Source organism: Streptomyces sp. NPDC059832 (genome assembly GCF_042731715.1).
Classification (GTDB): Bacteria; Actinomycetota; Actinomycetes; order Streptomycetales; family Streptomycetaceae; genus Streptomyces.
This window is the reverse complement of record NZ_JBHWIY010000015.1, coordinates 47264-72199: the sequence shown is the minus strand read 5'-3', so window position 1 is coordinate 72199 and position 24936 is coordinate 47264. Positions and strand designations below refer to the sequence as shown.

25 protein-coding genes and 1 pseudogene are annotated in these 24936 nt (G+C 70.0%); 11 read left to right on the top strand and 15 right to left on the bottom strand.

From position 1 onward, the window contains the following. Positions 1 to 75: 75 nt before the first annotated feature. Complete coding sequence (locus ACFV8T_RS25650) at positions 76 to 1305, bottom strand: MFS transporter (RefSeq protein WP_385331577.1); 1230 nt, start codon at positions 1303 to 1305, stop codon at positions 76 to 78. A 107-nt stretch (positions 1306 to 1412) separates the two neighbouring features. On the opposite strand from ACFV8T_RS25650, the gene ACFV8T_RS25645 reads away from it, so the two are divergent. After that, positions 1413 to 2300 carry a winged helix-turn-helix transcriptional regulator gene (locus tag ACFV8T_RS25645; RefSeq protein WP_385331574.1) on the top strand — a complete coding sequence of 296 codons (888 nt, stop codon included), beginning with the start codon at positions 1413 to 1415 and terminating at the stop codon, positions 2298 to 2300. A gap of 95 nt (positions 2301 to 2395) precedes the next feature. Here ACFV8T_RS25645 and ACFV8T_RS25640 read toward each other — a convergent pair whose 3' ends face one another. Both ACFV8T_RS25640 and ACFV8T_RS25635 read right to left on the bottom strand, forming a co-directional pair. After that, entirely contained in the window at positions 2396 to 2932 is a 537-nt protein-coding gene (locus tag ACFV8T_RS25640; RefSeq protein WP_385331571.1) for a TetR/AcrR family transcriptional regulator, read from the bottom strand. Continuing rightward, the gene (locus tag ACFV8T_RS25635; protein ID WP_124718537.1) at positions 2932 to 3252 is read right to left on the bottom strand and encodes a multidrug efflux SMR transporter; all 321 of its coding nucleotides are present in this window, start codon (positions 3250 to 3252) and stop codon (positions 2932 to 2934) included. The genes ACFV8T_RS25640 and ACFV8T_RS25635 overlap by 1 nt, the downstream gene beginning before the upstream one ends. Before the next feature lie 187 nt (positions 3253 to 3439). On the opposite strand from ACFV8T_RS25635, the gene ACFV8T_RS25630 reads away from it, so the two are divergent. Further along, entirely contained in the window at positions 3440 to 4462 is a 1023-nt protein-coding gene (locus ACFV8T_RS25630; RefSeq protein WP_385331568.1) for a hypothetical protein, read from the top strand. 33 nt (positions 4463 to 4495) lie between these two features. Here ACFV8T_RS25630 and ACFV8T_RS25625 read toward each other — a convergent pair whose 3' ends face one another. The 10 genes from ACFV8T_RS25625 to ACFV8T_RS25580 all read right to left on the bottom strand — a co-directional run bounded on the left by ACFV8T_RS25625 (position 4496) and on the right by ACFV8T_RS25580 (position 13025). Beyond that, positions 4496 to 4861 carry a VOC family protein gene (locus tag ACFV8T_RS25625; protein WP_385331566.1) on the bottom strand — a complete coding sequence of 122 codons (366 nt, stop codon included), beginning with the start codon at positions 4859 to 4861 and terminating at the stop codon, positions 4496 to 4498. A gap of 64 nt (positions 4862 to 4925) precedes the next feature. Next, positions 4926 to 6320 carry a hypothetical protein gene (locus ACFV8T_RS25620; protein WP_385331563.1) on the bottom strand — a complete coding sequence of 465 codons (1395 nt, stop codon included), beginning with the start codon at positions 6318 to 6320 and terminating at the stop codon, positions 4926 to 4928. Between the two features lie 146 nt (positions 6321 to 6466). After that, positions 6467 to 6805 (bottom strand): metal-sulfur cluster assembly factor, encoded by a 339-nt coding sequence (locus tag ACFV8T_RS25615; protein ID WP_093539690.1) that lies wholly within the window; start codon positions 6803 to 6805, stop codon positions 6467 to 6469. Continuing rightward, positions 6802 to 7257 (bottom strand): Fe-S cluster assembly sulfur transfer protein SufU, encoded by a 456-nt coding sequence (gene sufU / locus ACFV8T_RS25610; RefSeq protein ID WP_189541171.1) that lies wholly within the window; start codon positions 7255 to 7257, stop codon positions 6802 to 6804. The genes ACFV8T_RS25615 and sufU overlap by 4 nt, the downstream gene beginning before the upstream one ends. Positions 7258 to 7283: 26 nt before the next feature. Beyond that, positions 7284 to 8540 carry a cysteine desulfurase gene (locus ACFV8T_RS25605; protein ID WP_385331560.1) on the bottom strand — a complete coding sequence of 419 codons (1257 nt, stop codon included), beginning with the start codon at positions 8538 to 8540 and terminating at the stop codon, positions 7284 to 7286. Next, positions 8537 to 9301 carry a Fe-S cluster assembly ATPase SufC gene (sufC, locus tag ACFV8T_RS25600; protein ID WP_385331558.1) on the bottom strand — a complete coding sequence of 255 codons (765 nt, stop codon included), beginning with the start codon at positions 9299 to 9301 and terminating at the stop codon, positions 8537 to 8539. Before sufC ends, ACFV8T_RS25605 begins: the two co-directional genes overlap by 4 nt. A 7-nt stretch (positions 9302 to 9308) precedes the next feature. Further along, positions 9309 to 9626 carry a bifunctional 3-phenylpropionate/cinnamic acid dioxygenase ferredoxin subunit gene (locus ACFV8T_RS25595; protein ID WP_072483053.1) on the bottom strand — a complete coding sequence of 106 codons (318 nt, stop codon included), beginning with the start codon at positions 9624 to 9626 and terminating at the stop codon, positions 9309 to 9311. Next, positions 9626 to 10807 carry a Fe-S cluster assembly protein SufD gene (gene sufD / locus ACFV8T_RS25590; protein WP_385331556.1) on the bottom strand — a complete coding sequence of 394 codons (1182 nt, stop codon included), beginning with the start codon at positions 10805 to 10807 and terminating at the stop codon, positions 9626 to 9628. The genes ACFV8T_RS25595 and sufD overlap by 1 nt, the downstream gene beginning before the upstream one ends. Positions 10808 to 10866: 59 nt before the next feature. Next, positions 10867 to 12288, bottom strand: coding sequence for a Fe-S cluster assembly protein SufB (sufB, locus tag ACFV8T_RS25585; RefSeq protein ID WP_385331553.1), 1422 nt, complete (start codon positions 12286 to 12288; stop codon positions 10867 to 10869). Beyond that, complete coding sequence (locus tag ACFV8T_RS25580; protein ID WP_385331550.1) at positions 12285 to 13025, bottom strand: helix-turn-helix transcriptional regulator; 741 nt, start codon at positions 13023 to 13025, stop codon at positions 12285 to 12287. The genes sufB and ACFV8T_RS25580 overlap by 4 nt, the downstream gene beginning before the upstream one ends. A 136-nt stretch (positions 13026 to 13161) precedes the next feature. Here ACFV8T_RS25580 and ACFV8T_RS25575 point away from each other — a divergent pair, with 136 nt between their 5' ends. From ACFV8T_RS25575 to ACFV8T_RS25565, 3 genes are all read left to right on the top strand, one after another. Then, on the top strand, positions 13162 to 14088 hold the full coding sequence (locus tag ACFV8T_RS25575; RefSeq protein ID WP_385331547.1) for an ABC transporter ATP-binding protein: 927 nt from the start codon (positions 13162 to 13164) through the stop codon (positions 14086 to 14088). After that, positions 14085 to 14852, top strand: a complete 768-nt coding sequence (locus ACFV8T_RS25570) for an ABC transporter permease (RefSeq protein ID WP_385331544.1) — start codon at positions 14085 to 14087, stop codon at positions 14850 to 14852. Before ACFV8T_RS25575 ends, ACFV8T_RS25570 begins: the two co-directional genes overlap by 4 nt. Positions 14853 to 14957: 105 nt before the next feature. Beyond that, on the top strand, positions 14958 to 15977 hold the full coding sequence (locus ACFV8T_RS25565; protein WP_385331541.1) for a heme A synthase: 1020 nt from the start codon (positions 14958 to 14960) through the stop codon (positions 15975 to 15977). A 119-nt stretch (positions 15978 to 16096) separates the two neighbouring features. Here ACFV8T_RS25565 and ACFV8T_RS25560 read toward each other — a convergent pair whose 3' ends face one another. Beyond that, positions 16097 to 16453 (bottom strand): hypothetical protein, encoded by a 357-nt coding sequence (locus ACFV8T_RS25560; protein ID WP_385331538.1) that lies wholly within the window; start codon positions 16451 to 16453, stop codon positions 16097 to 16099. Between the two features lie 97 nt (positions 16454 to 16550). After that, positions 16551 to 17504, bottom strand: a complete 954-nt coding sequence (locus ACFV8T_RS25555) for a heme o synthase (protein ID WP_385331536.1) — start codon at positions 17502 to 17504, stop codon at positions 16551 to 16553. A 398-nt stretch (positions 17505 to 17902) separates the two neighbouring features. Between ACFV8T_RS25555 and tkt the strand changes: the two genes are divergently transcribed. The 6 genes and pseudogenes from tkt (at position 17903) to ACFV8T_RS25525 (ending at position 24930) form a co-directional block, all read left to right on the top strand. Continuing rightward, a complete protein-coding gene (tkt, locus tag ACFV8T_RS25550) occupies positions 17903 to 20005 on the top strand; it encodes a transketolase (protein WP_385331534.1) in 2103 nt (700 codons plus the stop codon). 34 nt (positions 20006 to 20039) lie between these two features. Continuing rightward, the gene (gene tal, locus ACFV8T_RS25545; protein WP_385331532.1) at positions 20040 to 21158 is read left to right on the top strand and encodes a transaldolase; all 1119 of its coding nucleotides are present in this window, start codon (positions 20040 to 20042) and stop codon (positions 21156 to 21158) included. A 5-nt stretch (positions 21159 to 21163) separates the two neighbouring features. Beyond that, positions 21164 to 22696 carry a glucose-6-phosphate dehydrogenase gene (gene zwf, locus ACFV8T_RS25540; protein ID WP_385331530.1) on the top strand — a complete coding sequence of 511 codons (1533 nt, stop codon included), beginning with the start codon at positions 21164 to 21166 and terminating at the stop codon, positions 22694 to 22696. Further along, a complete protein-coding gene (gene opcA, locus ACFV8T_RS25535) occupies positions 22693 to 23706 on the top strand; it encodes a glucose-6-phosphate dehydrogenase assembly protein OpcA (protein ID WP_385331528.1) in 1014 nt (337 codons plus the stop codon). The genes zwf and opcA overlap by 4 nt, the downstream gene beginning before the upstream one ends. After that, positions 23703 to 24485 carry a 6-phosphogluconolactonase gene (gene pgl, locus ACFV8T_RS25530; protein WP_266420928.1) on the top strand — a complete coding sequence of 261 codons (783 nt, stop codon included), beginning with the start codon at positions 23703 to 23705 and terminating at the stop codon, positions 24483 to 24485. The genes opcA and pgl overlap by 4 nt, the downstream gene beginning before the upstream one ends. A gap of 86 nt (positions 24486 to 24571) precedes the next feature. After that, positions 24572 to 24930 (top strand): annotated as a pseudogene (locus ACFV8T_RS25525) (VOC family protein). The last annotated feature ends 6 nt before the right edge of the window (positions 24931 to 24936 follow it).

The following is a 24936-nucleotide window of genomic DNA, read 5'->3' as shown; positions in this document are numbered from 1 at the left end:
CCGGATGGTCGCGGCGCGGGCCCCGGAGCCCGCCCGGTGGTCGCGACGTGGCACCCGGCGCCCCCGGCCACCCGGTCAGCCGGGCTGCGCCTGCCGTTCGGGGGTACGCACGGGAGCCTGCTCGCGCACCGGCCCCCGCAGCCGCCGCGCCGCCAGCACCGCCGCCCCCGCGCCACAGGCCAGCACCGCGCACGCGGGCCAGAGCAGTGAGGGCGCGTGGGCGTAGAGCGCACCGCCGAGCGGCGGCGCCAGCACCTGGCCGCTGATGGAGGCGCCCGCGTACAGGCTCTGGAAGCGGCCCTGCGCATGGGCGGGAGCCTGATCGGCGACGTACGCCGTCGCAGTGGTCTTGTAGAGGATCTCGCCCGCGGTCAGCGAGGCCATCATGGTGATGGCGAACAGCGCCCCGGCGCCCGGGATCAGCACCGCGTAGCCCAGCCCCACCAGCAGCAGCCCGGTGCCCACGATGCCCAGCGGCGCCCGTCGGCGCAGCGCGTGCGCCGCGGGGAGTTCCAGCAGCAGGATGACGCCGCCGTTGACCGACAGCAGCCAGCCGTAGAACTGGGCGCCGTGGCCGTGCTCGGTGAGGAAGACGGGCAGGGTCGAGTACTGCTGCCGGTAGACGAGGTCGACGCAGAGGATCGCGGCGAGCAGGACCAGCACGGCGGGCCTGGCCCGCAGCTCCCGCCAGAGGCCGGGCGCGCCGGGGTCGTGGGCAGGCAGGCTGTGCGCGGTGCCGTGCGCCGGGAGCACCGTCGCCGCGTACCCGGCGAAGAGCAGGGTCCCGAGGCCGTCGGCGACGAACAGCCAGTCGTACGAGAAGCGGGCGGCGATCAGCGCGCCCAGCGGCGGTCCCACGGCGAACGCGGCATTGCCCGCGGCCCGCACGAGGGCGAAGCTCTGGCGCCGTCCGCCTTCGGGGACGGAGACCGCGACGAGTGCGGAGTTGGCCGCGCGCACGACGCCCGCCGCGTACTGCGCGAGCGGCAGCACCCCGTACATCGCCGCGATCGGAAGGACCGGCAGGGACGCGAGCGCCGCCCCGCTGACCAGCGCGCCGGTCAGGAGCATCCGGCGGTGGCCGTAGCGGTCGCCGAACCAGCCGCCGGTGAAGTTCCCCGCGACGAGGCCGATGCCGCCGATGCCCGCGACGACTCCTGCCTGCGGGACGCTCAGCCCGCGCGGGCCGGTCAGATAGACGAAGAGGTAGACGAAGGTGAAGCTGACGACTCCGTTGAGAAAGGAGCCGAAGGCCAGCAGCCGCACCGTGCGCGGTACGTCCCGCACGATCCCGAAGAAACTCATCCCCAGCACCCTCCCCAGTAAGTTTCCTTTGGGAACGGACTATGACATCATGCTTTCCTGCTGGTCAATCCGGTAAGAGGCGGATACGGAGACCGACGGAGGAGCCCATGCCCCAGCGCACCAGCCTGGCCGACGCCGACTGCGCGATCGCCCAGGCGCTCGATGTCGTGGGCGACTGGTGGACCCTGCTGATCGTGCGGGACACGGCGCGCGGGGTGCATCGCTTCGACGCGCTCCAGGAAGAGCTGGGCGTGTCCCGCAAGGTGCTGGCCGAGCGGCTGCGGCTGCTGGTCGACGCGGGGGTGCTCTCCCGGGAGCCGTACCAGGACCGGCCGCCCCGGTACGAGTACCGGCTCACCCGGCGGGGCCGCGCACTGCTGCCCGTACTGATCGCGCTCCAGGACTGGGGCGACACCTGGGTACTGGGGGAAGGGGAAACGATGGCGACGGCCGCGGAGAGTTCGAAGGAGGCGGCCCGGGTGCACGCCCTGGTGGGTACCCGCCTGCCCGCACTGCGGCTGCTGGACCACGACGGCGCGCCGCGCGATCCGGTCGCCGACACCCCGTACACCGTCCTGTACTTCTTCCCCGGCGCCTATGCCCGCCGGGACGCCTATCCGCCGGGCTGGGCCGAGATCCCGGGGGCGAGCGGCTGCACGCTCGAATCCTGCACGTACCGCGACCAGTTGGCCGAGTTCACGGCGGCCGGCGCGACCGTGCACGGAGTCTCCGCCCAACGCCCGGACGAGCAGCGGGCCTTCGCGGACGCGGAGCGGCTGCGGTTCCCGCTGCTGTCCGACGCGGAGCTGGAACTGACGGCGGCGCTGCGCCTGCCGACCTTCCGCGCGGGGGGAACCAGCCGGATGAAGCGGCTGACGCTGGTGGTGGACCGCGACCGGACGGTTCGCGAGGCGCTGTATCCGATCACGGACATCGAGGCGAGCGTCCGGGCGGCCCTGACGGCGGTACGGAGCGGGGAACCGTCCGGCGCCTGAGGAACGCCCGCGGGCGGAGCGGCCCGCGCGTCGCGGTCACCCGACGCCCGGGGGTGCGGCCCCGGGCATCGGGTCCGCACCGGCGGGCGGAGCCGTCATCCGGCGATCCGCCCCAGCATCTCGCGCGCGTACGCCTCGTCGTACGCGCCGCCGGTAAGCAGTACTTGCAGACAGATCCCGTCCATGAGCGCGATCAGCGCCCGTGCCGTGGCCGGATCGGTCCGCCGGGACAGCAGCTCGGCGGTGCCGTCGGTCCACTCGGCGGCGACGGGCCGCAGCGCGGGCCTGCGGAGTGCGGCGAGATACAGCTCGTACTCCAGCTCGGCCCGTCCGCGCCCGCCGGAGAAGTACGCCCCCAGCAGCCCGGCCAGCTCCGCGGCGAGGTCGGACTCCGGGTCGGTCAGAGCCCCGCTCTCCTGCATGACCTCGGCGAAGTTCTCGTTCGACCGGCGCAGCGCGGCGATCAACAGCTCGTCCAGCGAGGCGAAGTGATACGTCGTCGAGCCGAGCGGCACATCGGCCTCGGCCGCGACGGAGCGGTGGCTCAGCCCCGCGATGCCCCCGGCGCCGACCACCCTGATCGCGGCGTCGATGATCCGGTCGCGCCGCTCGGGGTCGTAGCGGCGCGCCATCAGTGGGCCCCGCCCAGATTCAGCACCACCACTCCGGCGATGACCAGCGCTATGCCCGCCAGCTTGACCGGGCTGCCGGACTCCCCCATGAAGAGGATGCCGATGGCGGCGACCGCCGCGGTGCCGATCCCGGCCCAGATGGCATAGGCGGTGCCCACCGACAGCGTCTTCAGCGTCTGGGCGAGCAGCCCGAAGGCCACCAGGTATCCCGCGACGGTGATCAGCGAGGGCCAGAGCCGGGTGAATCCCTCGCTGTACTTCATGGCCGTCGTACCGGCCACCTCCGCCGCGATCGCCGCGGCCAGTAGTCCGTAACCCATGTGTACGAGTGTACGCATCGCCGTCCGCACCACGGCACGGGCACTTCCCGCCGGCCGGGACGCTACGGTGTCCCGACCAGCACACCGGACAACGACATACGACGGAGCAGCAGTGGCGCAGGACGCAGGGTGGGGCGGCGGAGCACCGTACGGAGGGCCCCCGGGACCCCCGGGGTGGGGCGGCTGGATGCCACCGCCGAAGCCCGGGGTAATACCGCTGGTGCCCCTGAAGCTCGGGGACATATTCAGCGGCGCCTTCAGCACGATGCGGCGCTACTGGAAGCAGCTGTTCGGCATCGGCGCGGTCGTGTACGGCGGGTCGCTGGTGTTCATGGCCGCCGTGGTCCTGATCGGGTACTCGGCGGTCGGCGGTCATCTGCACCGGATCATCGCGCTCAGCGCGGACGAGGACCCGGCGTCGTCCGACGTGGTGCCGATCGTGGTCGGTCTCGGTGTCGTCTGGCTGCTCGCCCTGATCGTCTTCGCGGTCGGAACGGCCATGATGTACGCGACCGTTCCCGCGATTCTGCAGGAGGCGGTGCTGGGCAGGCCGACCACCTTCTCCGTCATCTGGCGCCGGGCCTGGTCCCGCGTGCCGGCGGTGTTCGCAACGGTGGTCCTGACCTTCCTGATCGCGATGATCCCGACGGTGCTCATGGTGGTCGGCTTCTTCGCGTTCGTGATCGGCGCCATCACCCTGGCGCACGGGGGCGATGTCGCGTTGTGGGCCGCGCTCGGCTTCCTGGGCGCCCTGGGCACCGCCCCGCTCGCGATCTGGCTCTGGGTGAAGTTCTGCCTGGCGCCCTCGGCCGCGGTGTTCGAGGGGCAGTCCCCGGTGGCCGCGCTGCGACGCTCCTCGCAGTTGGTGCGCGGCGACTGGTGGCGGGTCCTCGGGATCACCCTGCTCGCCCTCGCCCTGGCCGCCGCGGCGAACTACATCATCCAGATCCCGTTCTCGTTCCTCGGCATGTTCTCCGGCATCATCGGCGGATCGACCCTGGACGAGGACCCGAACCCCGCCGCGATCATCTTCGCCATGAGCGGCTACCTGGTGATCATGGCGCTGGGACAGCTGATCGGTCAGTTCATCTCGGCGACGTTCCCGCAGCTGGTGACCGGGCTGCTCTACGTCGACCGGCGCATGCGTACGGAGAACCTGGGCCCGGCCCTCGCCGAGGCGGCGGCCGAACCCCCGCAGTACGGCCCCTAGGGCGGGCCCGCGAAGGCCCGCCCGGTTCCGCTCTCAGTCGATGAGCGAGTTCTTCGGCGTCAGCACACAGAACTCGTTCCCCTCGGGGTCCTCCAGCACCACCCAGGACACATCCGGCTGCTGCCCGATGTCGGCCCGCCGTGCCCCGAGCCCGATGATGCGCTCGACCTCGGTGTCCAGGTCGTCGGGTGCGAGATCGATGTGCAGCCGGTTCTTGACCGTCTTCCCCTCCGGTACGGGAACGAAGGTGATACCGGGGCAGGCGGACTTGTCGGCACCGATGACGATCTCGTCCTCGGCCTCGAAGAGCAGCTGCCAGTCGAGCACTTGGCACCAGAAGCGGGCGAGCGACGGCAGATCGTGGGTGTCGACGACGATGCTGTAAAAGGAAACGGCCATGCCCGCCAGTCTGTCCGGCGGGCATGGCCGTTCGCAAGATCGAACCGCAAGGGCGTTCGACCCATCAGCCGCCGACGGTGAACCAGACGGCCCGGGACTTCTTCCATTCGGCGTGGTCGAGATCCTTCGCCTCCGTGCCGTCCCCGTACAGATCGGCCGATCCGGCATCCGTGATCAGCTGCGCCCGGGTGCCCGGAACCGTCAGGTCCGGCACCTCCACGACGGCCTCCCAGCCGCCCGGGTCAGCCGTCGGCAGATCGGCCCGCTTGACCGGCGCGTGCGCGGCGACACCGTCCCAGGTGTAGAGGGCGTACGGGTCGGAGTTGTCGTCCGCAGCCCAGGAACCGGCCACGATCAGATACTGGTCGGCGGCGTTCTTCCGGATGTCCCGGATGCTGAGCCCGCCGAGGTCCAGCTCGATCGGCGCGCCCATGACCGCCTTCGCCCCGCTGCCGGCCACCTTGTCGAAGTTGGTGACGGGCACGATCAGGGCCTTGCCTCCCGACTTCGGCGGCACCAGGGGCGCCCGGAAGCCGAGATACGCGGTGGTCGTCGAGCCGGGCGCGAACTCCAGGCCCTCGATGTTGAACCCGTCGATCTGCTTGGGCGCTTCACCGTCCGCCGTCCCCGCGGCGAAGCCGAGCCGGTCGCCGTTCGCCTCGTCCCAGGCGACGAGGTCGTCACGGAGCTTCCTGTACGAGCCGCCCACCGTCAGCTGGGTGGCGGCGCCCGACCCGGTCACCGTCGTGGTGAAGACGGTGTTGCGGCCGGACTTGTACTCGCCGTCCTTGTTGTTGCCGAGCGAACCGGTCCAGTAGATGGTGTCGCCGGCCCGTGCCGCGCCCTCGATGTCGATCTCCTTCGACACCCCGAGCTTCGAGCCGACGTCCCAGGTCTTCACCGGCGCGCCGGAGGCGGAACGGTCGTACAGGCGCAGCGTGTTGGACTCGTCGTCGGCCACGACCACGTAGCCGCCACCGACGTCGACGGCGGCCGAGGAGTCCGAGGAACCGGTGAGGTAGCGGGTGTCGGCGGCGTTCTGCACGGCGGCGGAGGCAGCGTAGTGCAGCGTCCTGGTGGCGGTCTTGCCGCCGAGTCCGGTGACCTTGATCGTGAGGTCGGTGTAGCCGCGCCCGTGCGCGGCGACCGTGAGCTTCCGGGTGCCCCCGGTCCCCGTCACGGTCACATCACCGGTCCCGGCGACGGACGGCTTGGAGCTGGCGGACGCCGCCACGCCGAGCGCGGTCGCCTCGGCCCCGCTCTGCGCGACGGTGACGGTCACCACGGGGTCACCGGTCGCGCCGACGGCGCCGGAGAGGTAGGAGACCGAGAGCCCGATCGTCGGCGTTCCGTAACTCGCGGCGTGCGCGGGGGTGTTGACCCCCAGGGCGGCCAGCAGGAGAACGCCGCTCGCGGCGGCGGCCGCCCTGCGGTCGGGGAGCGAAAACTGATGCAGCACGGCATGCCTCTCGTCGGCGTGGTGTCGCGGGTACGTTCCGGTACCCATGCCAACGAGGGACACACATCATGCGTACGACAGACGAAGCAACGACGAAAAGCGGCCCCCGGCACCGAGCCGGGGGCCGTTCGTCGTCGGCGGTGGGCTCAGACGTTGAAGCCCAGGGCGCGCAGCTGCTCGCGCCCGTCGTCCGTGATCTTGTCGGGGCCCCACGGCGGCATCCAGACCCAGTTGATCCGCAACTCGTTGACGATGCCGTCGGTCGCGGACTTCGCCTGGTCCTCGATGACATCGGTCAGCGGACAGGCCGCGGACGTCAGTGTCATGTCGAGGGTGGCGATATTGGCGTCGTCGATGTGGATGCCGTAGATCAGGCCCAGGTTGACGACGTCGATGCCCAGCTCGGGGTCGACCACGTCGTACAGCGCCTCGCGGACCTCCTCCTCGGAGGCCGGCTTGGTGGTGAGAGTCTCGTTGTCGCTCATGCCGTCTTCCCTTCGGACAGCGCTTTCGCCGTCGCGTCCTTCCACGCCATCCAGCTCAGCAGCGCGCACTTCACCCGGGCCGGGTACTTCGAGACGCCGGCGAACGCGACCGCGTCCTCCAGCACCTCCTCCATCGCGTCGTCCGGCTCCAGCTGGCCCTTGGACTGCATCAGCTCCAGGAAGGTCTCCTGGATCTTCTGCGCCTGGCCCAGTTCCTTGCCGACCAGCAGGTCGTTCAGCACGGAGGCGCTGGCCTGGCTGATGGAGCAGCCCTGGCCCTCGTACGACACGTCGACGATGGTCTCGCCGTCGTACTTCACCCGGAGAGTGATCTCGTCGCCGCACGTCGGGTTGACGTGGTGCACCTCGGCGTCGCCGTCCCGCAGGCCGCGCCCGTGGGGGTGCTTGTAGTGGTCCAGGATCACTTCCTGGTACATGGAATCAAGCTTCACCAGTCAACCCTCAGCCGCTCTGCCAATTAACCGAAAAAGTTCCGTACGTGTTCCAGTCCGTCCACCAGGGCATCGACCTCGGCGGGCGTGGAGTACAGATAGAACGACGCTCGCGTCGTCGCAGGAATTCCGTACCGCAGGCAGACCGGCCGTGCGCAGTGGTGTCCGACCCGGACCGCGATGCCCTGTTCGTCGAGTACCTGGCCCACGTCGTGCGGGTGGATGTCGCCGAGCGTGAAGGAGATCGTGGCGCCGCGGTCCTCGGCCGTCGCCGGACCGATGATCCTGAGGTCCGGGACCTCCAGGAGCCGCTTCACCGCGTACTCGGTGATCGCGTGCTCGTGCCGGTAGATCTTCTCCATGCCGATCGCCGAGAGGTAGTCCACGGCCGCGCCGAGGCCGACGGCCTGGGCGATCGGGGGCGTACCGGCCTCGAACTTGTGCGGCGCGGGGGCGTAGGTCGACGAGTGCATCGACACGGTCTCGATCATCTCGCCGCCACCGAGGAACGGCGGCAGGTCCTCCAGGAGCTCCTGCCGTCCCCAGAGCACGCCGATGCCGGTCGGACCGACCATCTTGTGACCGGTGAAGGCCACGAAGTCGGCCTGCAGCGCCTGCACGTCGAGCACCATGTGCGGGGCGGCCTGCGAGGCGTCGATGCAGACCAGCGCGCCGACCTGCTGGGCCCGGCGGATGATCTTCTCGACCGGGTTGATCGTGCCCATGATGTTGGAGACCAGGGTGAAGGAGACGATCTTCGTCTTCTCCGTGATGATCTCTTCGATGTCGGACAGGTCGAGGCGGCCGTCGTCGGTGATGCCGAACCACTTCAGCTTCGCACCCGTGCGCTGCGAGAGCAGCTGCCACGGCACGATGTTGGAGTGGTGCTCCATCTCCGTGGTGACGATCTCGGTGTCGTGGTCCACCCGGTAGGGCTCATCGGCCCAGCCGAGCATGTTGGCCACGAGGTTGAGCGACTCGGAGGCGTTCTTGGTGAAGATCACCTCGTCGCGGCTGGGCGCGTTGATGAACGCGGCGACCTTGTCACGGGCGCCTTCGTACAGCGCCGTGGCCTCCTCCGCGATCGTGTACACACCGCGATGCACGTTGGCGTTGTGCCGCTCGTAGTACTCGTTGAGGGCGTCGAGCACCTGGCGCGGCTTCTGCGAGGTCGCGGCGCTGTCCAGGTAGACGATCTTCTTCCCGTCGTGGACCGTACGATCCAGCAGGGGGAAGTCCTTGCGGATCGCCTCGGTGTCGAGGAGGCCCGGCAGCTGTGTCACGCGGAAGCGCCACCCTTCACATATGCCTCGTAGCCCTCGTTCTCCAGCTTGTCGGCGAGCTCGGCGCCGCCGGACTCGGCAATGCGGCCGTTGGCGAAGACGTGCACGAAGTCGGGCTTGATGTAGCGGAGGATCCGCGTGTAGTGCGTGATCAGCAGGGTGCCGACCTCGCCGGTCTCGCGGACCCGGTTGACGCCCTCGGAGACGATGCGCAGGGCGTCGACGTCCAGGCCGGAGTCGGTCTCGTCGAGGATCGCGACCTTCGGCTTGAGAAGCTCCAGCTGGAGGATCTCGTGGCGCTTCTTCTCACCGCCGGAGAAGCCCTCGTTGACGTTGCGCTCGGCGAACGCCGGGTCCATCTGGAGCCCGGCCATCGTCTCCTTGACCTCCTTCACCCAGGTACGCAGCTTGGGCGCCTCGCCGCGGACGGCGGTGGCGGAGGTACGGAGGAAGTTGGAGACCGAGACACCGGGGATCTCGACCGGGTACTGCATCGCGAGGAACAGACCGGCGCGGGCGCGCTCGTCGACGGACATCTCCAGGACGTCCTCGCCGTCCAGGGTCACCGAACCACTGGTGATCGTGTACTTGGGGTGACCCGCGAGGGAGTACGCGAGGGTGGACTTGCCGGACCCGTTGGGGCCCATGATGGCGTGGGTCTCGCCCTGCTTCACGGTCAGGTCGACGCCCTTGAGGATCTCCTTCGTGGCGTTGTCGGCCTCGACGGAAACGTGCAGGTCGCGGATTTCAAGCGTTGCCATGGGTGACTCAGGACTCCTGGGTGACGGAGACGAGCACATCGTCCCCTTCGATCTTGACGGGGTATACGGGGACGGGGCGCGTCGCGGGAAGGCCGGACGGCTTGCCGGTGCGCAGGTCGAAGCTGGAGCCGTGCAGCCAGCACTCGATCATGCAGTCCTCGACCTCTCCCTCGGACAGTGAGACGTTCGCGTGCGAGCAGATGTCGTTGATCGCGTACACCTCGCCCTCGGTACGGACGACGGACACCGGGACGCCGTCGAGCTCCACCCGCTTGGGGGTGTCGTCCTCCAGCTCACTCAGCGCGCAGGCTTTGACGAAGGCCATCAGACGGATGCCTTCAGCTCGGCCTCGATCTTCTCCAGCAGCCGCGCCTCGACGTCCGGCAGACCGATCTGCTGGACGAGCTCGGCGAAGAAGCCGCGCACGACGAGCCGGCGGGCCTCCTCGGCCCCGATGCCCCGGGACATCAGGTAGAAGAGCTGCTCGTCGTCGAACCGGCCGGTCGCGGAGGCGTGGCCGGCGCCGACGATCTCGCCGGTCTCGATCTCCAGGTTGGGCACGGAGTCGACCCGCGCGCCGTCCGTGAGGACGAGGTTGCGGTTCATCTCGTAGGTGTCGGTGCCCTCGGCCCTGGCCTGGATGAGGACGTCACCGATCCACACGGCGTGTGCGCCCTCGCCCTGGAGCGCGCCCTTGTAGGCGGCGTTGGACTTGCAGTGCGGGGTGTTGTGGTCGACCAGGAGGCGGTGCTCCTGGTGCTGGCCCTTGTCGGTGAAGTACAGACCGAAGAGCTCGGCCTCGCCGCCGGTGCCCGCGTAGCTGACGCGCGGGTGGAGCCGGACGAGGTCGCCGCCGAAGGTGACGACGATCGACTTGAACGAGGCGTCCCGGCCGACCAGCGCGTTGTGCTGGCCGACGTGGACCGCGGTCTCGTCCCAGTCCTGCACGGAGACGACGGTGAGCTTGGCGCCGTCGCCGAGGACGTAGTCGACGTTGGCGGCGAGCACCGCGTCACCGGTGTGGTCGATGACGACGACGGCCTCGGCGAAGGCACCCAGCTCGATGACCTGGTGGCCGTAGGCCACGCCGCCCTCGCCGTGCACCGCGATGCGGATCGGCTCGGTGAGCACGGCCTCCTTGGCGACCGTGACGACGGACGCCTGCTCGAAGGACGTGTACGCCTGGGCGGCGACGCGGTCCACCGGGATGCCGGCCTTGCCGAGCCGGGCGTCGTCGCGGCCGACGGTCTCGACCGTGACGCCCTCGGGGGCCTCGATCGCGACCTTCACACCGCCGCCGGTGGCGACGGCCGTGCCGTCGTGCAGCCCGCGCAGCCGCTCCAGCGGCGTGAACCGCCACTCCTCCTCGCGGCCGTGCGGGACCGGGAAGTCCGCGACGTCGAAGGACGGGGGCGCGCTCATGCGCGTGGCGACGGTCGACTCGGCGGCCACCGCGATGGACCCGGTGGTGGTGGACCCCGCCGGAATGTTCTGAGCCTCAGCCATGGCTGTCGTAGTGCTCGCTTTCTCTGTCAAAAGTCGGGGGATTCGGTCGTCGGGCCGTGCTAGCCGACCGAGCCCTCCATCTGCAGCTCGATCAGCCGGTTGAGCTCGAGGGCGTACTCCATCGGCAGCTCCTTCGCGATCGGCTCGACGAAGCCGCGCACGATCATCGCCATCGCCTCGAACTCCGTCAGACCACGGCTCATCAGGTAGAAGAGCTGGTCCTCGGAGACCTTGGAGACGGTCGCCTCGTGCCCCATCGACACGTCGTCCTCGCGGACGTCGACGTAGGGGTAGGTGTCGGAGCGGGAGATCGTGTCGACCAGCAGCGCGTCACAGAGAACGTTGGACTTCGCGCCCGGCGCGCCCTCGCCGATCTCGATCAGACCGCGGTAGGAGGTGCGGCCACCGCCTCGCGCCACCGACTTGGAGACGATGTTGGAGGAGGTGTTCGGCGCCATGTGGACCATCTTGGCGCCGGCGTCCTGGTGCTGGCCCTCGCCCGCGAAGGCGATGGACAGGGTCTCGCCCTTGGCGTGCTCGCCCATCAGGTAGACGGCCGGGTACTTCATGGTGACCTTGGAGCCGATGTTGCCGTCGACCCACTCCATGGTCGCGCCCTCGTAGGCCACGGCGCGCTTGGTGACCAGGTTGTAGACGTTGTTCGACCAGTTCTGGATCGTCGTGTAGCGGCAGCGGCCGCCCTTCTTCACGATGATCTCGACGACCGCGGAGTGCAGCGAGTCGGAGGAGTAGATCGGGGCGGTGCAGCCCTCGACGTAGTGGACGTAGGCGTCCTCGTCGACGATGATCAGCGTCCGCTCGAACTGGCCCATGTTCTCCGTGTTGATACGGAAGTAGGCCTGCAGCGGGATGTCGACGCGGACGCCCTTGGGCACGTAGATGAACGAGCCGCCGGACCACACGGCCGAGTTCAGCGAGGCGAACTTGTTGTCGCCGACCGGGATGACGGTGCCGAAGTACTCCTTGAAGAGCTCCGGGTGCTCCTTCAGCGCGGTGTCGGTGTCGAGGAAGACGACGCCCTGCTCCTCCAGGTCCTCACGGATCTGGTGGTAGACGACCTCGGACTCGTACTGCGCGGCGACACCGGCGACCAGGCGCTGCTTCTCCGCCTCCGGGATGCCGAGCTTGTCGTAGGTGTTCTTGATGTCCTCGGGCAGGTCCTCCCAGGACTCCGCCTGCTTCTCGGTGGACCGCACGAAGTACTTGATGTTGTCGAAGTCGATGCCCGAGAGGTCGGAGCCCCAGTTCGGCATGGGCTTCTTGTCGAAGAGCCGCAGGCCCTTGAGGCGCAGCTTCAGCATCCACTCGGGCTCGTTCTTCTTGGCCGAGATGTCGCGGACGACCTCCTCGGAGAGTCCGCGCTTGGCTGCGGCACCCGCCGCGTCGGAGTCGGCCCAGCCGAATTCGTACGTGCCCAGACCCTCGAGCTCAGGGTGGGCAGTCTCCGTAGGGAGCGTCATGCGGGGTTCCTCCCGGCCGTGCTTGCAGATGCTGAATTGGTGGTCTGTGGTGCTGAGTGGCCGCTGCGCGGAATGTACGTCGTGCACACACCGTCGCCGTGGGCGATGGTGGCCAGACGCTGCACATGCGTCCCGAGGAGGCTGGAGAAGAACTCCGTCTCCGCCTCGCACAGCTGCGGGTACTGCTCGGCGACATGGGCGACCGGGCAGTGGTGCTGGCACAGCTGCTCGCCCTGCTGCGGACCGGGCGCGCCACGCGCCGTAGCAGCGTACCCGTCGGCCGACAAGGCCTTGGCCAGCGCCTCGGTGCGGGCTTCGGGGTCCGCGGCCTCGACCGCGGTGCGGTACGCCTCGGACTGGGCCGCGATCCTGGCGCGGGCGAAAGCGGTGACCGCCTCCTCGCCCGCGGTCTCGGCGATCCAGCGCAGGGCGTCCGCCGCGAGCTTGTCGTAGGACTGGTCGAAGGCGTCCCGGCCGCAGTCGGTGAGGGCGAACACCTTGGCCGGGCGGCCACGGGTCCGCGCCCCGTAGACCCGCTGCTCACGGGCCTCTACGACGCTGTCGGAGACGAGGGCGTCGAGATGGCGGCGGACCGCGGCCTGGGTGAGGCCCAGGCGCTTGGCCAGCTCGGCGACGGTGGACGGGCCGTGGTCCAGGATGGAGCGCGCGACCCGGTTGCGCGTCGAGCGCTCACCGGTCGCGAGTTCCTCCTGCGGAGCCTCGCCAACGTATTTCACAACGCCATTGTTGCGTAATTCATCCGGCCCTGACAACCACGGTCCGAAACGATCTACGGTGCCATTCATCACTTAGGGTTACCTAATCCGGCCCCGGGAGACGGGGTCGTCCCGCCCCTGCCTAGACTTACCGGCCATGAAGAGCGAGTCGGCCGTTGAGGTCCGCGGCCTGGTGAAGCGGTACGGCCGCAAGACCGCCGTGGACGGCCTCGACCTGCGTGTACGCACCGGCGCCGTCACCGCCGTCCTCGGCCCCAACGGCGCCGGCAAGACCACCACCGTCGAGACCTGCGAGGGCTACCGCCGCCCCGACGCCGGGACGGTACGGGTCCTCGGTCTCGACCCGGTCGCCGACGCCGCGAAGCTCCGCCCCCGGATCGGCGTGATGCTCCAGTCGGGCGGTGTCTACTCCGGAGCACGCGCCGACGAGATGCTCCGCCACATGGCGAAGCTCCACGCCCACCCGCTGGACGTCGACACCCTGATCGAGCGCCTCGGCCTCGGCAGCTGCGGCCGTACGACCTACCGGCGGCTCTCCGGCGGCCAGCAGCAGCGGCTCGCCCTGGCGATGGCCGTCGTCGGCCGCCCCGAACTGGTCTTCCTCGACGAGCCGACCGCCGGCCTCGACCCGCAGGCCCGCCGCTCCACCTGGGAGCTCGTACGCGAACTGCGCACCGACGGGGTGTCGGTCGTCCTCACCACGCACTTCATGGACGAGGCCGAGGAGCTCGCCGACGACGTCGCCGTCATCGACGCGGGCAAGGTCATCGCCCAGGGCAGCCCCGAGACGCTCTGCCGCGGCGGCGCCGAGAACACCCTGCGCTTCACCGGTCACCCCGGCCTGGACCTCGGGTCGCTGCTGAAGGCGCTGCCCGACGGCACCGGGGCGGCCGAGCTCACCCCCGGCGCGTACCGCATCAGCGGTGACGTCAACCCGGAGCTGCTGGCCACCGTCACCTCCTGGTGCGCGCAGAACGGAGTGATGCCGTCCGGCATCTCCGTGGAGCGGCACACGCTGGAGGACGTCTTTCTGGAACTGACCGGCAAGGAGCTGCGCGCATGAGCGCCGGTACGTACACCCCGCAGCCGGGCGCCGCCCCGCTGGGCCGCATGATCACCGCGCAGACCGCCCTGGAGACGCGGATGCTGCTGCGCAACGGCGAGCAGCTGCTGCTGACCGTGATCATCCCGACGCTGCTGCTGGTGCTGTTCAGCGCGGTCGACATCGTGGACACCGGCGCGGGCGAGTCCGTCGACTTCCTGGCCCCCGGCATCCTCGCGCTGGCCGTGATGTCCACGGCCTTCACGGGCCAGGCCATCGCCACCGGTTTCGAGCGGCGGTACGGGGTGCTGAAGCGGCTCGGCGCCTCGCCGCTGCCGCGCTGGGCGCTGATGACCGCCAAGACCCTCGCGGTGCTGGTCACCGAGGTGCTGCAGGTGGTGCTGCTCACGGTGATCGCGTTCGCGCTGGGCTGGTCGCCGCACGGCAACCCCTTCGCCGTCCTGCTGCTGCTCGTGCTCGGCACGGCGGCCTTCTCCGGGCTCGGGCTGCTGATGGCCGGGACGCTCAAGGCGGAGGCGACGCTCGCCGCGGCCAACCTGGTCTTCCTGCTGCTGCTGGTCGGCGGCGGGGTCATCGTGCCGCTGGACAAGTTCCCGGACGCGGTGCAGTCGGTGCTCGGGCTGCTGCCGATCGCGGCCCTGTCGGACGGTCTGCGGGAGGTGCTCCGGCACGGGGCGTCGATGCCGTGGGGCGACCTCGGCATCCTGGCGGTGTGGGCGGTCCTCGGGCTGGGCGCGGCGGCGAAGTTCTTCCGCTGGGAGTGAGGCCGCCGGAAGTGCGGCCCCTGGGAGTGAGGCCGCGAACGCGCTCCGTCGACGTTTCGGGCAACTCGTCCCCCTCGTGAAAGCTTGCACAAGCCGCCGCCTACGATGGTGCGCGTGCCCAAGCTGACCCGAGCCGAAGTCGCTCAAGCCGCGCGGAACCCGCTCCTGTACATCGCCGAGCGATGGACCCCCACCCCCCGCACGGTCCGCCGTGCGGCCATGTCGGCCGTCGTCATGGCCGTAGTCATCGTCGTGACCGGTGGCGCGGTACGGCTGACCGGCTCCGGCCTCGGCTGCCCGACCTGGCCCAAGTGCACCGACGAGAGCCTCACGGCGACGAGCGAGATGGGCTTCCACGGCGTCATCGAGTTCGGCAACCGGATGCTGACGTACGTCCTGTGCGCGGCCGTCGGATGGGCGATCATCGCCGCCCGGTCCGCCAAACCCTGGCGACACAGCCTGACCAGGCTCGGCTGGGTGCAGTTCTGGGTGGTCATGGGCAATGCCGTGCTCGGCGGCATCGTGGTGCTGGTCGGCCTCAACCCGTACACCGTCGCGGCGCACTTCCTGCTCTCCACGGCCCTGCTCACCGTCGCGATGGTGACCTGGCAGCGGGTCCGCGAGGGCGACGAGGAGCCCCGGCCGCTGGTCGGCAAGGCGGTGTCCCAGCTGACCTGGCTGCTCGCCGTCGCCGCGGGGCTGCTGATCGCGGTCGGCACGGTGGTCACGGGCGCCGGACGGCACGCGGGCGACTCCAGCGACGTGCACCGCATTCCGATCGACTGGAAGATGATCACGCAGCTGCACGCCGATCTGGCCTGGGTCGTGGTGGCCCTGACCGTGGCGCTCTGGTTCGTGCTGAAGGCCGTCGACGCGCCGATCGGCCCGCTGCACCGCGCCCGCGACCTCTTCCTGGTGCTGATGGCGCAGGGCGTGATCGGGTACGTGCAATATTTCACCGACACGCCGGAGATCCTGGTCGGCCTGCACATGCTGGGCTCGTGCCTTGTGTGGATCGCGGTCGTGCGGGTGCTCCTGTCGCTGCGTGAGCGTCCCGTGACCGTCGCCGCGGTGCCCGGCCCCGGCCCCGCCGCCGAGCAGCCGGAGCCCGCAGCGGCGGGCTGACCGCAGGCAGCCCCCTCTCCCGTACGCCGATCGCCGGACGGTTCCTTCTCGGAACCGTCCGGCGATCGGCGTACGGGGGCACCGCGCGCTCAGACCTCGCGCGCCCGGACCACGCGCGCTCAGGCCTCGTTGGAGGGGCCGCCGACCTGGATGCCGGCCATCCGCGTCCACTCGTACGGGCCGGTGCGGACCTTCGCGGCGAACTCCCCGTCGAAGGACTCGTGCATCGTGATCCCGGCCTTCCGCGTGGCGCTCTCGGCGACCTCGTACGACGGGGCGACCAGGTCGCCCCAGCCGCCGTCCTCGCCCACGAGCACGATGCGGGTGCCCATCTGCCCGATGTAGGCGAGCTGTCCCTCCGCACCGCCGTGCGCCTTGGAGAAGGCGCTGATCTCCTTGGCGAGCTTCGCCGCCCTGCGCTCCGCGCGGGCCGCCTGCTTGCCGCTCTCCACCTGGGTCTCTGCCGTCTCAGCCATGCCCAGGATGCTACCGACGGGTAGCGCAACGTGCGACGGGCGGGGTACGTGGCCTGGGCCACGTACCCCGCCCGTCGGCAGGGATCGAGGAGCGGGACTACCTGAGGAAGGGGTCGACCGCCACGGCGACGAAGAGCAGCGACACATAGGTGATGGACCAGTGGAACAGCCGCATCTCCTTGAGCTTTCCTCCAGTCACTCCGGCCTTGGCCCGGCTCTGCAGGCCGTGCGCCTCCCAGAGCCAGAACCCGCCGGTCGCCAGCGCCACCGCCGTGTAGAACCAGCCGGTGTAGCCCAGCGGCGTGAGCAGCAGCGAGACGGCCACCATCACCCAGCTGTAGATGACGATCTGGCGGGCCACCACCCGGTTGGACGCGATGACCGGAAGCATCGGGACGCCGACCCGGGCGTAGTCCTCCTTCACCTTCATGGAGAGCGGCCAGTAGTGCGGCGGCGTCCAGAAGAAGATGACGGCGAAGAGGATCACCGCGGCCCAGGACATCGAGTTCGTCACGGCCGACCAGCCGATGAGAACGGGCATGCAGCCCGCGATGCCGCCCCAGACGATGTTCTGCGAGGTACGGCGCTTGAGCAGCATCGTGTAGACGACGACGTAGAACAGCAGCGCGCCGAGCGACAGCGCCGCCGAGAGCCAGTTCACCAGCAGGCCGAACCAGACCGTCGAAATCGCCGCGAGGGCGAAACCGAAGACCAGGCACTCGCGCGGGCTCACCATGCCGGTGACCAGCGGGCGCTGCGACGTACGGTCCATCAACGCGTCGATGTCGCGGTCGATGTACATGTTCAGCGCGTTGGCACCGCCGGCGGAGAGGTATCCGCCGATGGTGGTGGTGACAACGAGCCACAGGTCTGGCACACCCTGAGCGGCGAGGAACATCACCGGAACAGTGGTGATCAGCAGCAGCTCGATGATCCGCGGCTTGGTCAGCGCCACGAAAGCCTTGACACGGGCCCCGAACGGGCGATGGCCCCCTGGGCTGGGAGTCAAGGCGACCCCTGCGGGTCGGGACTCGACGGCCGTCACGCACACCCCTGACAGAGAAATCCCAGCAAGCTCCGGGCGTGAAGGCCCGGTAAAGACTTGCGCGAACCAGACCACTGTAGACGTTGGGGACAGGCCGCCCTTCGCGGGGGTGGGTCGTGTTGGGGCGGCGCGGAATCGGGGCCCATGAGCTGGGGGGGGGTACCGCTCACCGGAGCGGAACAGAAGTATCGGGACGCGCTCGCACAGGGCCCATAAGTAAGGAGAAGCGCTCATCGGAGTAGCGCAGAAGTGAGCCGTCGCGCTCATACGGGAGGCGAACTCCGCGGGCCGCCTGCACCCTGGAAAGCAGCGGAAAATGCATGTTCCGACGGGGGTAGGCTCGACAACGCCCGGTGCGGTCACAGTCACCGGTTTACAACAGTGGAGAGGAGCCCTGACTCAGGGTGAGCACCAAGCCGACCACCACAGATCTCCAGTGGACCGAATTGGACCAGCGGGCCGTGGACACTGTCCGTGTCCTTGCAGCGGACGCCGTACAGAAGGTCGGAAACGGCCACCCTGGTACGGCCATGAGCCTCGCTCCCGCCGCGTACACCCTCTTCCAGAAGGTGATGCGCCACGACCCCGCCGATGCGGACTGGGCCGGACGCGACCGGTTCGTGCTCTCGGCCGGTCACACCAGCCTGACCCTCTACATCCAGCTCTACCTGGCCGGGTACGGCCTGGAGCTCGATGACCTCAAGGCCTTCCGCACCTGGGGCTCGAAGACCCCCGGCCACCCGGAGTACGGCCACACCACCGGCGTCGAGACGACCACCGGCCCGCTGGGCCAGGGTGTCGCCAACGCCGTGGGCATGGCGATGGCCGCCCGCTACGAGCGCGGCCTGTTCGACCCGGAGGCGGCCCCCGGCACCTCCCCGTTCGACCACATGGTCTGGGCCATCGCCGGTGACGGCTGCCTCCAGGAGGGCATCTCCGCGGAGGCGTCCTCGCTGGCCGGGCACCAGAAGCTGGGCAACCTGGTCCTGCTGTGGGACGACAACCACATCTCCATCGAGGGCGACACGGAGACCGCGGTCTCCGAGGACACCCTGAAGCGGTACGAGGCGTACGGCTGGCACGTCCAGCGCGTCGAGCAGCTGCCCAACGGCGACCTGGACCCGGCGGGTCTGTACCGCGCGCTGCAGGCGGCCAAGGCCGAGACCGGGCGCCCGTCGTTCATCGCGGCCCGCTCGATCATCGCCTGGCCCGCGCCGCACGCCCAGAACACCGAGGCCTCGCACGGCTCGGCGCTCGGTGACGAAGAGGTCGCGGCCACGAAGAGGGTCCTCGGTTTCGACCCGGAGAAGACCTTCGAGGTCGCCGACGAGGTCATCGCCCACACCCGTGAGGCGCTGGACCGCGGCCGTGAGGCCCGGGGCGAGTGGGAGAAGACCTTCGCCGCGTGGCGCACCGCCAACCCGGAGCGCGCCGCCGAGTTCGACCGGATCGCCGCCGGCGAGCTGCCCGCGGGCTGGGAGGACCGGCTTCCGGTCTTCGAGCCGGGCAAGGGTGTCGCCACCCGCGCCGCCTCCGGCAAGGTGCTCCAGGCGCTCGGCGAGATCATCCCCGAGCTGTGGGGCGGCTCCGCCGACCTCGCGGGCTCGAACAACACCACGATCGACAAGACGTCGTCGTTCCTCCCGGCGGGCAACCCGCTGCCGGGCGCGGACCCGTACGGCCGCACGATCCACTTCGGTATCCGCGAGCACGCCATGGCCGCGGCCATGAACGGCATCGCGCTGCACGGCAACACCCGTATCTACGGCGGCACCTTCCTGGTGTTCTCCGACTACATGCGCAACGCCGTGCGCCTGTCCGCGCTGATGCACCTGCCGGTGACCTACGTGTGGACGCACGACTCGATCGGTCTCGGCGAGGACGGCCCGACCCACCAGCCGGTGGAGCACCTGGCCGCGCTGCGCGCCATCCCGGGCCTGAACATCGTCCGCCCGGCCGACGCCAACGAGACCTCCATCGCCTGGCGCGAGATCCTGCGCCGCTACACCAAGGTGTTCGGCAAGGGCGCCCCGCACGGTCTGGCGCTGACCCGCCAGGGCGTTCCGACGTACGAGGCGAACGAGGACGCGGCCAAGGGCGGCTACGTGCTCTTCGAGGCCGAAAGGCCCGACGGGCAGAGCACGGAGCCGCAGGTCCTGCTGATCGGTACGGGCTCCGAGGTGCACCTCGCCGTCGAGGCGCGTGAGGAGCTGCAGGCGGCCGGCATTCCGACCCGGGTGGTCTCGATGCCGTCGGTCGAGTGGTTCGAGGAGCAGGACCAGGCGTACAAGGACAGCGTTCTGCCGCCGTCCGTGAAGGCGCGCGTCGCCGTCGAGGCCGGCATCGGCCTGACCTGGTACCGCTACGTCGGTGACGCCGGCCGGATCGTCTCGCTGGAGCACTTCGGTGCCTCGGCCGACGCCAAGGTCCTCTTCCGCGAGTTCGGCTTCACCGGCGAGCACGTCGCCGCCGCCGCGCGGGAATCTCTCGCCGCAGCCACGCGCTGACGCCGTTATACGACTAGTAGGAGATGCAATTCTCATGACAGACGCACTCAAGCGCCTCTCCGACGAGGGCGTGGCGATCTGGCTCGATGACCTGTCGCGCAAGCGGATCACCTCGGGCAACCTCGCCGAGCTGATCGACCAGCAGCACGTCGTGGGCGTCACCACCAACCCGTCGATCTTCCAGAAGGCGATCTCGCACGGGGACGGTTACGAGCAGCAGCTCACCGACCTCGCCACCCGCAAGGTCACGGTCGACGAGGCCATCCGCATGATCACGACGGCCGATGTGCGGGACGCTGCGGACATCCTGCGTCCGGTCTTCGACGCCACGGACGGCCAGGACGGCCGGGTCTCCATCGAGGTCGACCCGCGTCTGGCCCACCGCACCGACGCCACCGTCGCCGAGGCCAAGCAGCTGGCCTGGCTGGTGGACCGGCCCAACACGCTCATCAAGATCCCGGCGACGAAGGCCGGCCTCCCGGCGATCACCGAGGTCATCGGCAAGGGCATCAGCGTCAACGTCACGCTGATCTTCTCGCTGGAGCGCTACCGCGAGGTCATGGACGCCTACCTGGCGGGCCTGGAGAAGGCGAAGGCCGCGGGCCTGGACCTCTCCAGGATCCACTCGGTGGCCTCGTTCTTCGTGTCCCGCGTGGACACCGAGATCGACAAGCGCCTCGACGCCCTCGGCACCGACGAGGCCAAGGCACTCAAGGGCAAGGCGGCGCTCGCCAACGCCCGGCTCGCCTACCAGGCGTACGAGGAGGTCTTCTCCTCGGACCGCTGGGCCGCCCTCGACAAGGCCCAGGCCAACAAGCAGCGTCCGCTGTGGGCCTCGACCGGCGTCAAGGACCCCGCCTACAAGGACACCCTGTACGTCGTCGACCTGGTCGCCCCCGGCACGGTGAACACCATGCCCGAGGCCACCCTGGACGCCACGGCGGACCACGGGCAGATCACGGGCGACACCATCACCGGCACCTACCAGCAGTCCAGCGCCGAGCTCGACGCGGTGGCGAAGCTCGGGATCTCCTACGACGACGTCGTCCAGCTCCTCGAGGACGAGGGCGTCGAGAAGTTCGAGGCGGCCTGGATCGACCTGCTCAACTCGACCGAGGCGGAGCTCAAGCGCCTCGCCCCTTCGGAGGGCTGACCACCTTGTCTGGTGTTCCCGGAGCCAACCCGCTTCGTGACCCCCAGGACCGACGGCTCCCGCGCATCGCGGGACCGTCGGGCCTGGTGATCTTCGGGGTCACGGGTGATTTGTCCCGTAAAAAGCTGATGCCCGCCGTCTACGACCTGGCCAATCGCGGCCTGTTGCCGCCGGGCTTCTCCCTCATCGGATTCGCGCGCCGCGAGTGGCAGGACGAGGACTTCGCACAGGAGGTCCACGACGCCGTCAAGCAGCACGCCCGTACACCGTTCCGCGAAGAGGTCTGGCAGCAGCTCATCCAGGGGATGCGCTTCGTCCAGGGCAACTTCGACGACGACGAGGCCTTCGAGCAGCTGAAGACCACGATCCAGGAGCTGGACAAGGCGCAGGGCACGGGCGGCAACTTCGCCTTCTACCTGTCCGTGCCGCCGAAGTTCTTCCCCAAGGTCGTCCAGCAGCTCAAGAAGCACGGACTCGCCGACCAGAAGGAGGGCTCCTGGCGGCGTGCCGTCATCGAGAAGCCCTTCGGCCACGACCTGAAGAGCGCGCAGGAGCTCAACCAGATCGTGCATGACGTGTTCCCGCCCAACGAGGTCTTCCGGATCGACCACTACCTGGGCAAGGAGACCGTCCAGAACATCCTGGCGCTGCGGTTCGCCAACACGATGTTCGAGCCGATCTGGAACAGGTCGTACGTCGACCACGTCCAGATCACGATGGCCGAGGACATCGGCATCGGCGGCCGGGCCGGCTACTACGACGGCATCGGCGCCGCCCGTGACGTCATCCAGAACCACCTGCTCCAGCTGCTGGCGCTGACCGCGATGGAGGAGCCCGGCTCCTTCCACCCGAAGGCCCTGGTCGCCGAGAAGCTCAAGGTGCTCACGGCGGTGGAGCTGCCGGAGGACCTGGGCAAGCACACGGTGCGCGCCCAGTACGTGCACGCGTGGCAGGGCGGCGAGGAGGTCCCCGGGTACCTCGACGAGGACGGCATCGACCCCAAGTCGAAGACCGACACCTACGCCGCGATCAAGCTGACGATCAACAACCGCCGCTGGGCGGGCGTGCCGTTCTACCTCCGTACCGGAAAGCGGCTCGGCCGCCGGGTCACGGAGATCGCGGTCGTCTTCAAGCGGGCCCCGTACCTGCCCTTCGAGTCCGGCGCCACCGAGGAGCTGGGCGGCAACGCCCTGGTCATCCGGGTCCAGCCGGACGAGGGCGTGACCGTGCGGTTCGGCTCCAAGGTGCCCGGCACCTCGATGGAGGTCCGGGACGTCACGATGGACTTCGCCTACGGCGAGTCCTTCACGGAGTCCAGCCCGGAGGCCTACGAGCGGCTCATCCTCGATGTGCTGCTCGGCGACGCCAACCTCTTCCCCCGGCACCAGGAGGTCGAGCTCTCCTGGAACATCCTCGACCCGATCGAGGAGTACTGGGACAAGCACGGCAAGCCCGCACAGTACCCGGCGGGCACCTGGGGTCCGGCCGAGGCCGACGAGATGCTCGCACGAGACGGACGGAGCTGGCGCCGGCCATGAAGATCGATCTCACGGAGACCACTTCCAGCAAGATCAACCAGGCGCTGGTCTCGGCCCGCCGGGCCATCGGCACCCCTGCCATCGGCATGGTGCTCACCCTGGTCATCGTCACCGACGAGGAGAACGCGTACGACGCGCTCAAGTCGGCCGGTGACGCCTCGCGCGAGCATCCCTCGCGGATCATCGCGGTGATCAAGCGGGTCAGCCGCTCGCCGCGCAGCCGCCGGGACGCCCGGCTCGACGCCGAGGTGCGGGTCGGTTCCGACGCGGGCACCGGCGAGACGGTCGTCCTGCGTCTGCACGGCGAGCTGGTCAACCACGCCCAGTCGGTGGTCCTGCCGCTGCTGCTGCCGGACGCCCCGGTCGTGGTCTGGTGGCCCGAGGACGCGCCCGCCGACCCGGCGAAGGACCCGCTGGGCGCGCTCGCCCAGCGCCGGATCACGGACGCGTACTCGGCGGAGCACCCGGGCAAGGAGCTGGCGGCGCGCGCCGACTCGTACAACCCGGGCGACACCGATCTGGCCTGGACCCGCATCACGCCGTGGCGCTCGATGCTGGCGGCCGCGCTCGACCAGCAGCACGTCGAGGTCGTCTCGGCGACGGTCGAGGGCGAGTCGGAGAACCCGAGCTGCGAGCTGCTCGCCATGTGGCTCGCGGACCGGCTCAAGGTGCCGGTGGAGCGCACCGTCTCCGCCGGCCCCGGTCTGACGGCCGTGCGGATGGAGACCAAGAACGGCGTCATCGTCCTGGACCGTCCCGACGGTTCGCTGGCCACGCTCTCGATGCAGGGCCAGCCCGACCGCGCGGTGGCGCTCAAACGGCGGGACACCGCCGAGCTGCTCGCCGAGGAGCTGCGCCGTCTGGACCCGGACAACACCTACGAGGCGACGGTGAAGTTCGGCGTGGCGAAGCTCGGCGGACCGGCCGGTCCGCAGCCGGCCGAGCCCGCCCCGGCCGCCGCCCCGGCCGCCGCGAAGAAGACCGCGGCCAAGAAGGCGGCGTCGAAGTGAGTGCCCCTCAACTCGTCGTGCACCGCGACAAGGAGCTGATGGCACAGGCCGCCGCGGCCCGGCTGATCACGAAGATCGTGGACGCCCAGGCCGCACGCGGCTACGCCTCGGTGGTCCTCACCGGCGGACGCAACGGCAACGGCCTGCTGGCCGCGCTCGCCGGCGCGCCCGCCAGGGACGCGATCGACTGGTCGCGGCTCGATCTGTGGTGGGGCGACGAGCGGTTCCTGCCGGAGGGCGATCCGGAGCGCAATGTCACGCAGGCCCGCGAGGCCCTGCTGGACTCGGTGGAGCTGGACCCGTCCCGGGTGCACGCGATGCCCGCTTCGGACGGCCCGTTCGGCAACGACGCCGACGCGGCGGCGGCCGCGTACGCCGAGGAACTGGCCGCCGCGGCCGGTCCCGAGGACCACGGCCCGGTGCCGACGTTCGACGTGCTGATGCTGGGCGTCGGCCCGGACACGCATGTCGCGTCGCTCTTCCCGGAGTTGCCCGCGGTACGGGAGACCGAGCGCACCGTCGTCGGTGTGCACGGCGCCCCCAAGCCGCCGCCCACCCGCGTCTCGCTCACGCTGCCCGCGATCCGGGCGGCGCGCGAGGTGTGGCTGCTCGCCGCGGGCGAGGACAAGGCGGAGGCCGCGGAGATCGCGCTCTCGGGGGCCGGGGAGATCCAGGCCCCGGCGGCCGGTGCGTACGGACGCAGCCGCACCCTGTGGCTGCTGGACGCGGCGGCGGCCTCCCGGCTGCCGCGCGCGCTGTACCCGCCGGCCTCTCCCTGATCGACCGTCAGTACCGTTGCGCACAGGCCCGGTTCGCTCCTCGGAGCAGCCGGGCCTGCTGCGTGAGGGCATGAAGGACTCGGGCCATGGTGCGTATCGGGACCGTGGTGATGGGCGCGTCGGACGTACGGCGTGCGGCGGAGTTCTGGAAGGCGGCGCTCGACTACGTGGAGCGTGAGCCGTCGAAGGACGACTGGGTGGTGCTGGTCCCGGCCGAGGGGCCCGGCGCCGGGCTGGCCCTGGGCCGCAGCGGTACGCCGGTGCAGGAGGTCCCCCGGGTCCGCCTCGATCTGTACACCGAGGAGCAGGACGCCGAGGTGGACCGGCTGATCGCACTCGGCGCGGTGCGGGTCGACCGGGATCTGTACCCGGACGACCGGACTTCGTGGTGTTGGCGGACCGCGAGGGAAACCGATTCTGCGTGATCGACACCACGCACGGCTGACCGGGG

What these genes read in the sequence shown, in the direction of transcription:
- ACFV8T_RS25625 (WP_385331566.1), bottom strand. Translation starts at nt 4,861, where the DNA reads ATGGCCGTTTCCTTTTACAGCATCGTCGTCGACACCCACGATCTGCCG.
- ACFV8T_RS25575 (WP_385331547.1), top strand. Translation starts at nt 13,162, where the DNA reads ATGAAGAGCGAGTCGGCCGTTGAGGTCCGCGGCCTGGTGAAGCGGTAC.
- ACFV8T_RS25630 (WP_385331568.1), top strand. Translation starts at nt 3,440, where the DNA reads ATGCCACCGCCGAAGCCCGGGGTAATACCGCTGGTGCCCCTGAAGCTC.
- ACFV8T_RS25635 (WP_124718537.1), bottom strand. Translation starts at nt 3,252, where the DNA reads ATGGGTTACGGACTACTGGCCGCGGCGATCGCGGCGGAGGTGGCCGGT.
- sufC (WP_385331558.1), bottom strand. Translation starts at nt 9,301, where the DNA reads ATGGCAACGCTTGAAATCCGCGACCTGCACGTTTCCGTCGAGGCCGAC.
- ACFV8T_RS25645 (WP_385331574.1), top strand. Translation starts at nt 1,413, where the DNA reads ATGCCCCAGCGCACCAGCCTGGCCGACGCCGACTGCGCGATCGCCCAG.
- sufB (WP_385331553.1), bottom strand. Translation starts at nt 12,288, where the DNA reads ATGACGCTCCCTACGGAGACTGCCCACCCTGAGCTCGAGGGTCTGGGC.
- opcA (WP_385331528.1), top strand. Translation starts at nt 22,693, where the DNA reads ATGAAGATCGATCTCACGGAGACCACTTCCAGCAAGATCAACCAGGCG.
- ACFV8T_RS25570 (WP_385331544.1), top strand. Translation starts at nt 14,085, where the DNA reads ATGAGCGCCGGTACGTACACCCCGCAGCCGGGCGCCGCCCCGCTGGGC.
- ACFV8T_RS25650 (WP_385331577.1), bottom strand. Translation starts at nt 1,305, where the DNA reads ATGAGTTTCTTCGGGATCGTGCGGGACGTACCGCGCACGGTGCGGCTG.
- tal (WP_385331532.1), top strand. Translation starts at nt 20,040, where the DNA reads ATGACAGACGCACTCAAGCGCCTCTCCGACGAGGGCGTGGCGATCTGG.
- sufD (WP_385331556.1), bottom strand. Translation starts at nt 10,807, where the DNA reads ATGGCTGAGGCTCAGAACATTCCGGCGGGGTCCACCACCACCGGGTCC.
- ACFV8T_RS25565 (WP_385331541.1), top strand. Translation starts at nt 14,958, where the DNA reads ATGGTGCGCGTGCCCAAGCTGACCCGAGCCGAAGTCGCTCAAGCCGCG.
- ACFV8T_RS25615 (WP_093539690.1), bottom strand. Translation starts at nt 6,805, where the DNA reads ATGAGCGACAACGAGACTCTCACCACCAAGCCGGCCTCCGAGGAGGAG.
- ACFV8T_RS25595 (WP_072483053.1), bottom strand. Translation starts at nt 9,626, where the DNA reads ATGGCCTTCGTCAAAGCCTGCGCGCTGAGTGAGCTGGAGGACGACACC.
- ACFV8T_RS25640 (WP_385331571.1), bottom strand. Translation starts at nt 2,932, where the DNA reads ATGGCGCGCCGCTACGACCCCGAGCGGCGCGACCGGATCATCGACGCC.
- ACFV8T_RS25560 (WP_385331538.1), bottom strand. Translation starts at nt 16,453, where the DNA reads ATGGCTGAGACGGCAGAGACCCAGGTGGAGAGCGGCAAGCAGGCGGCC.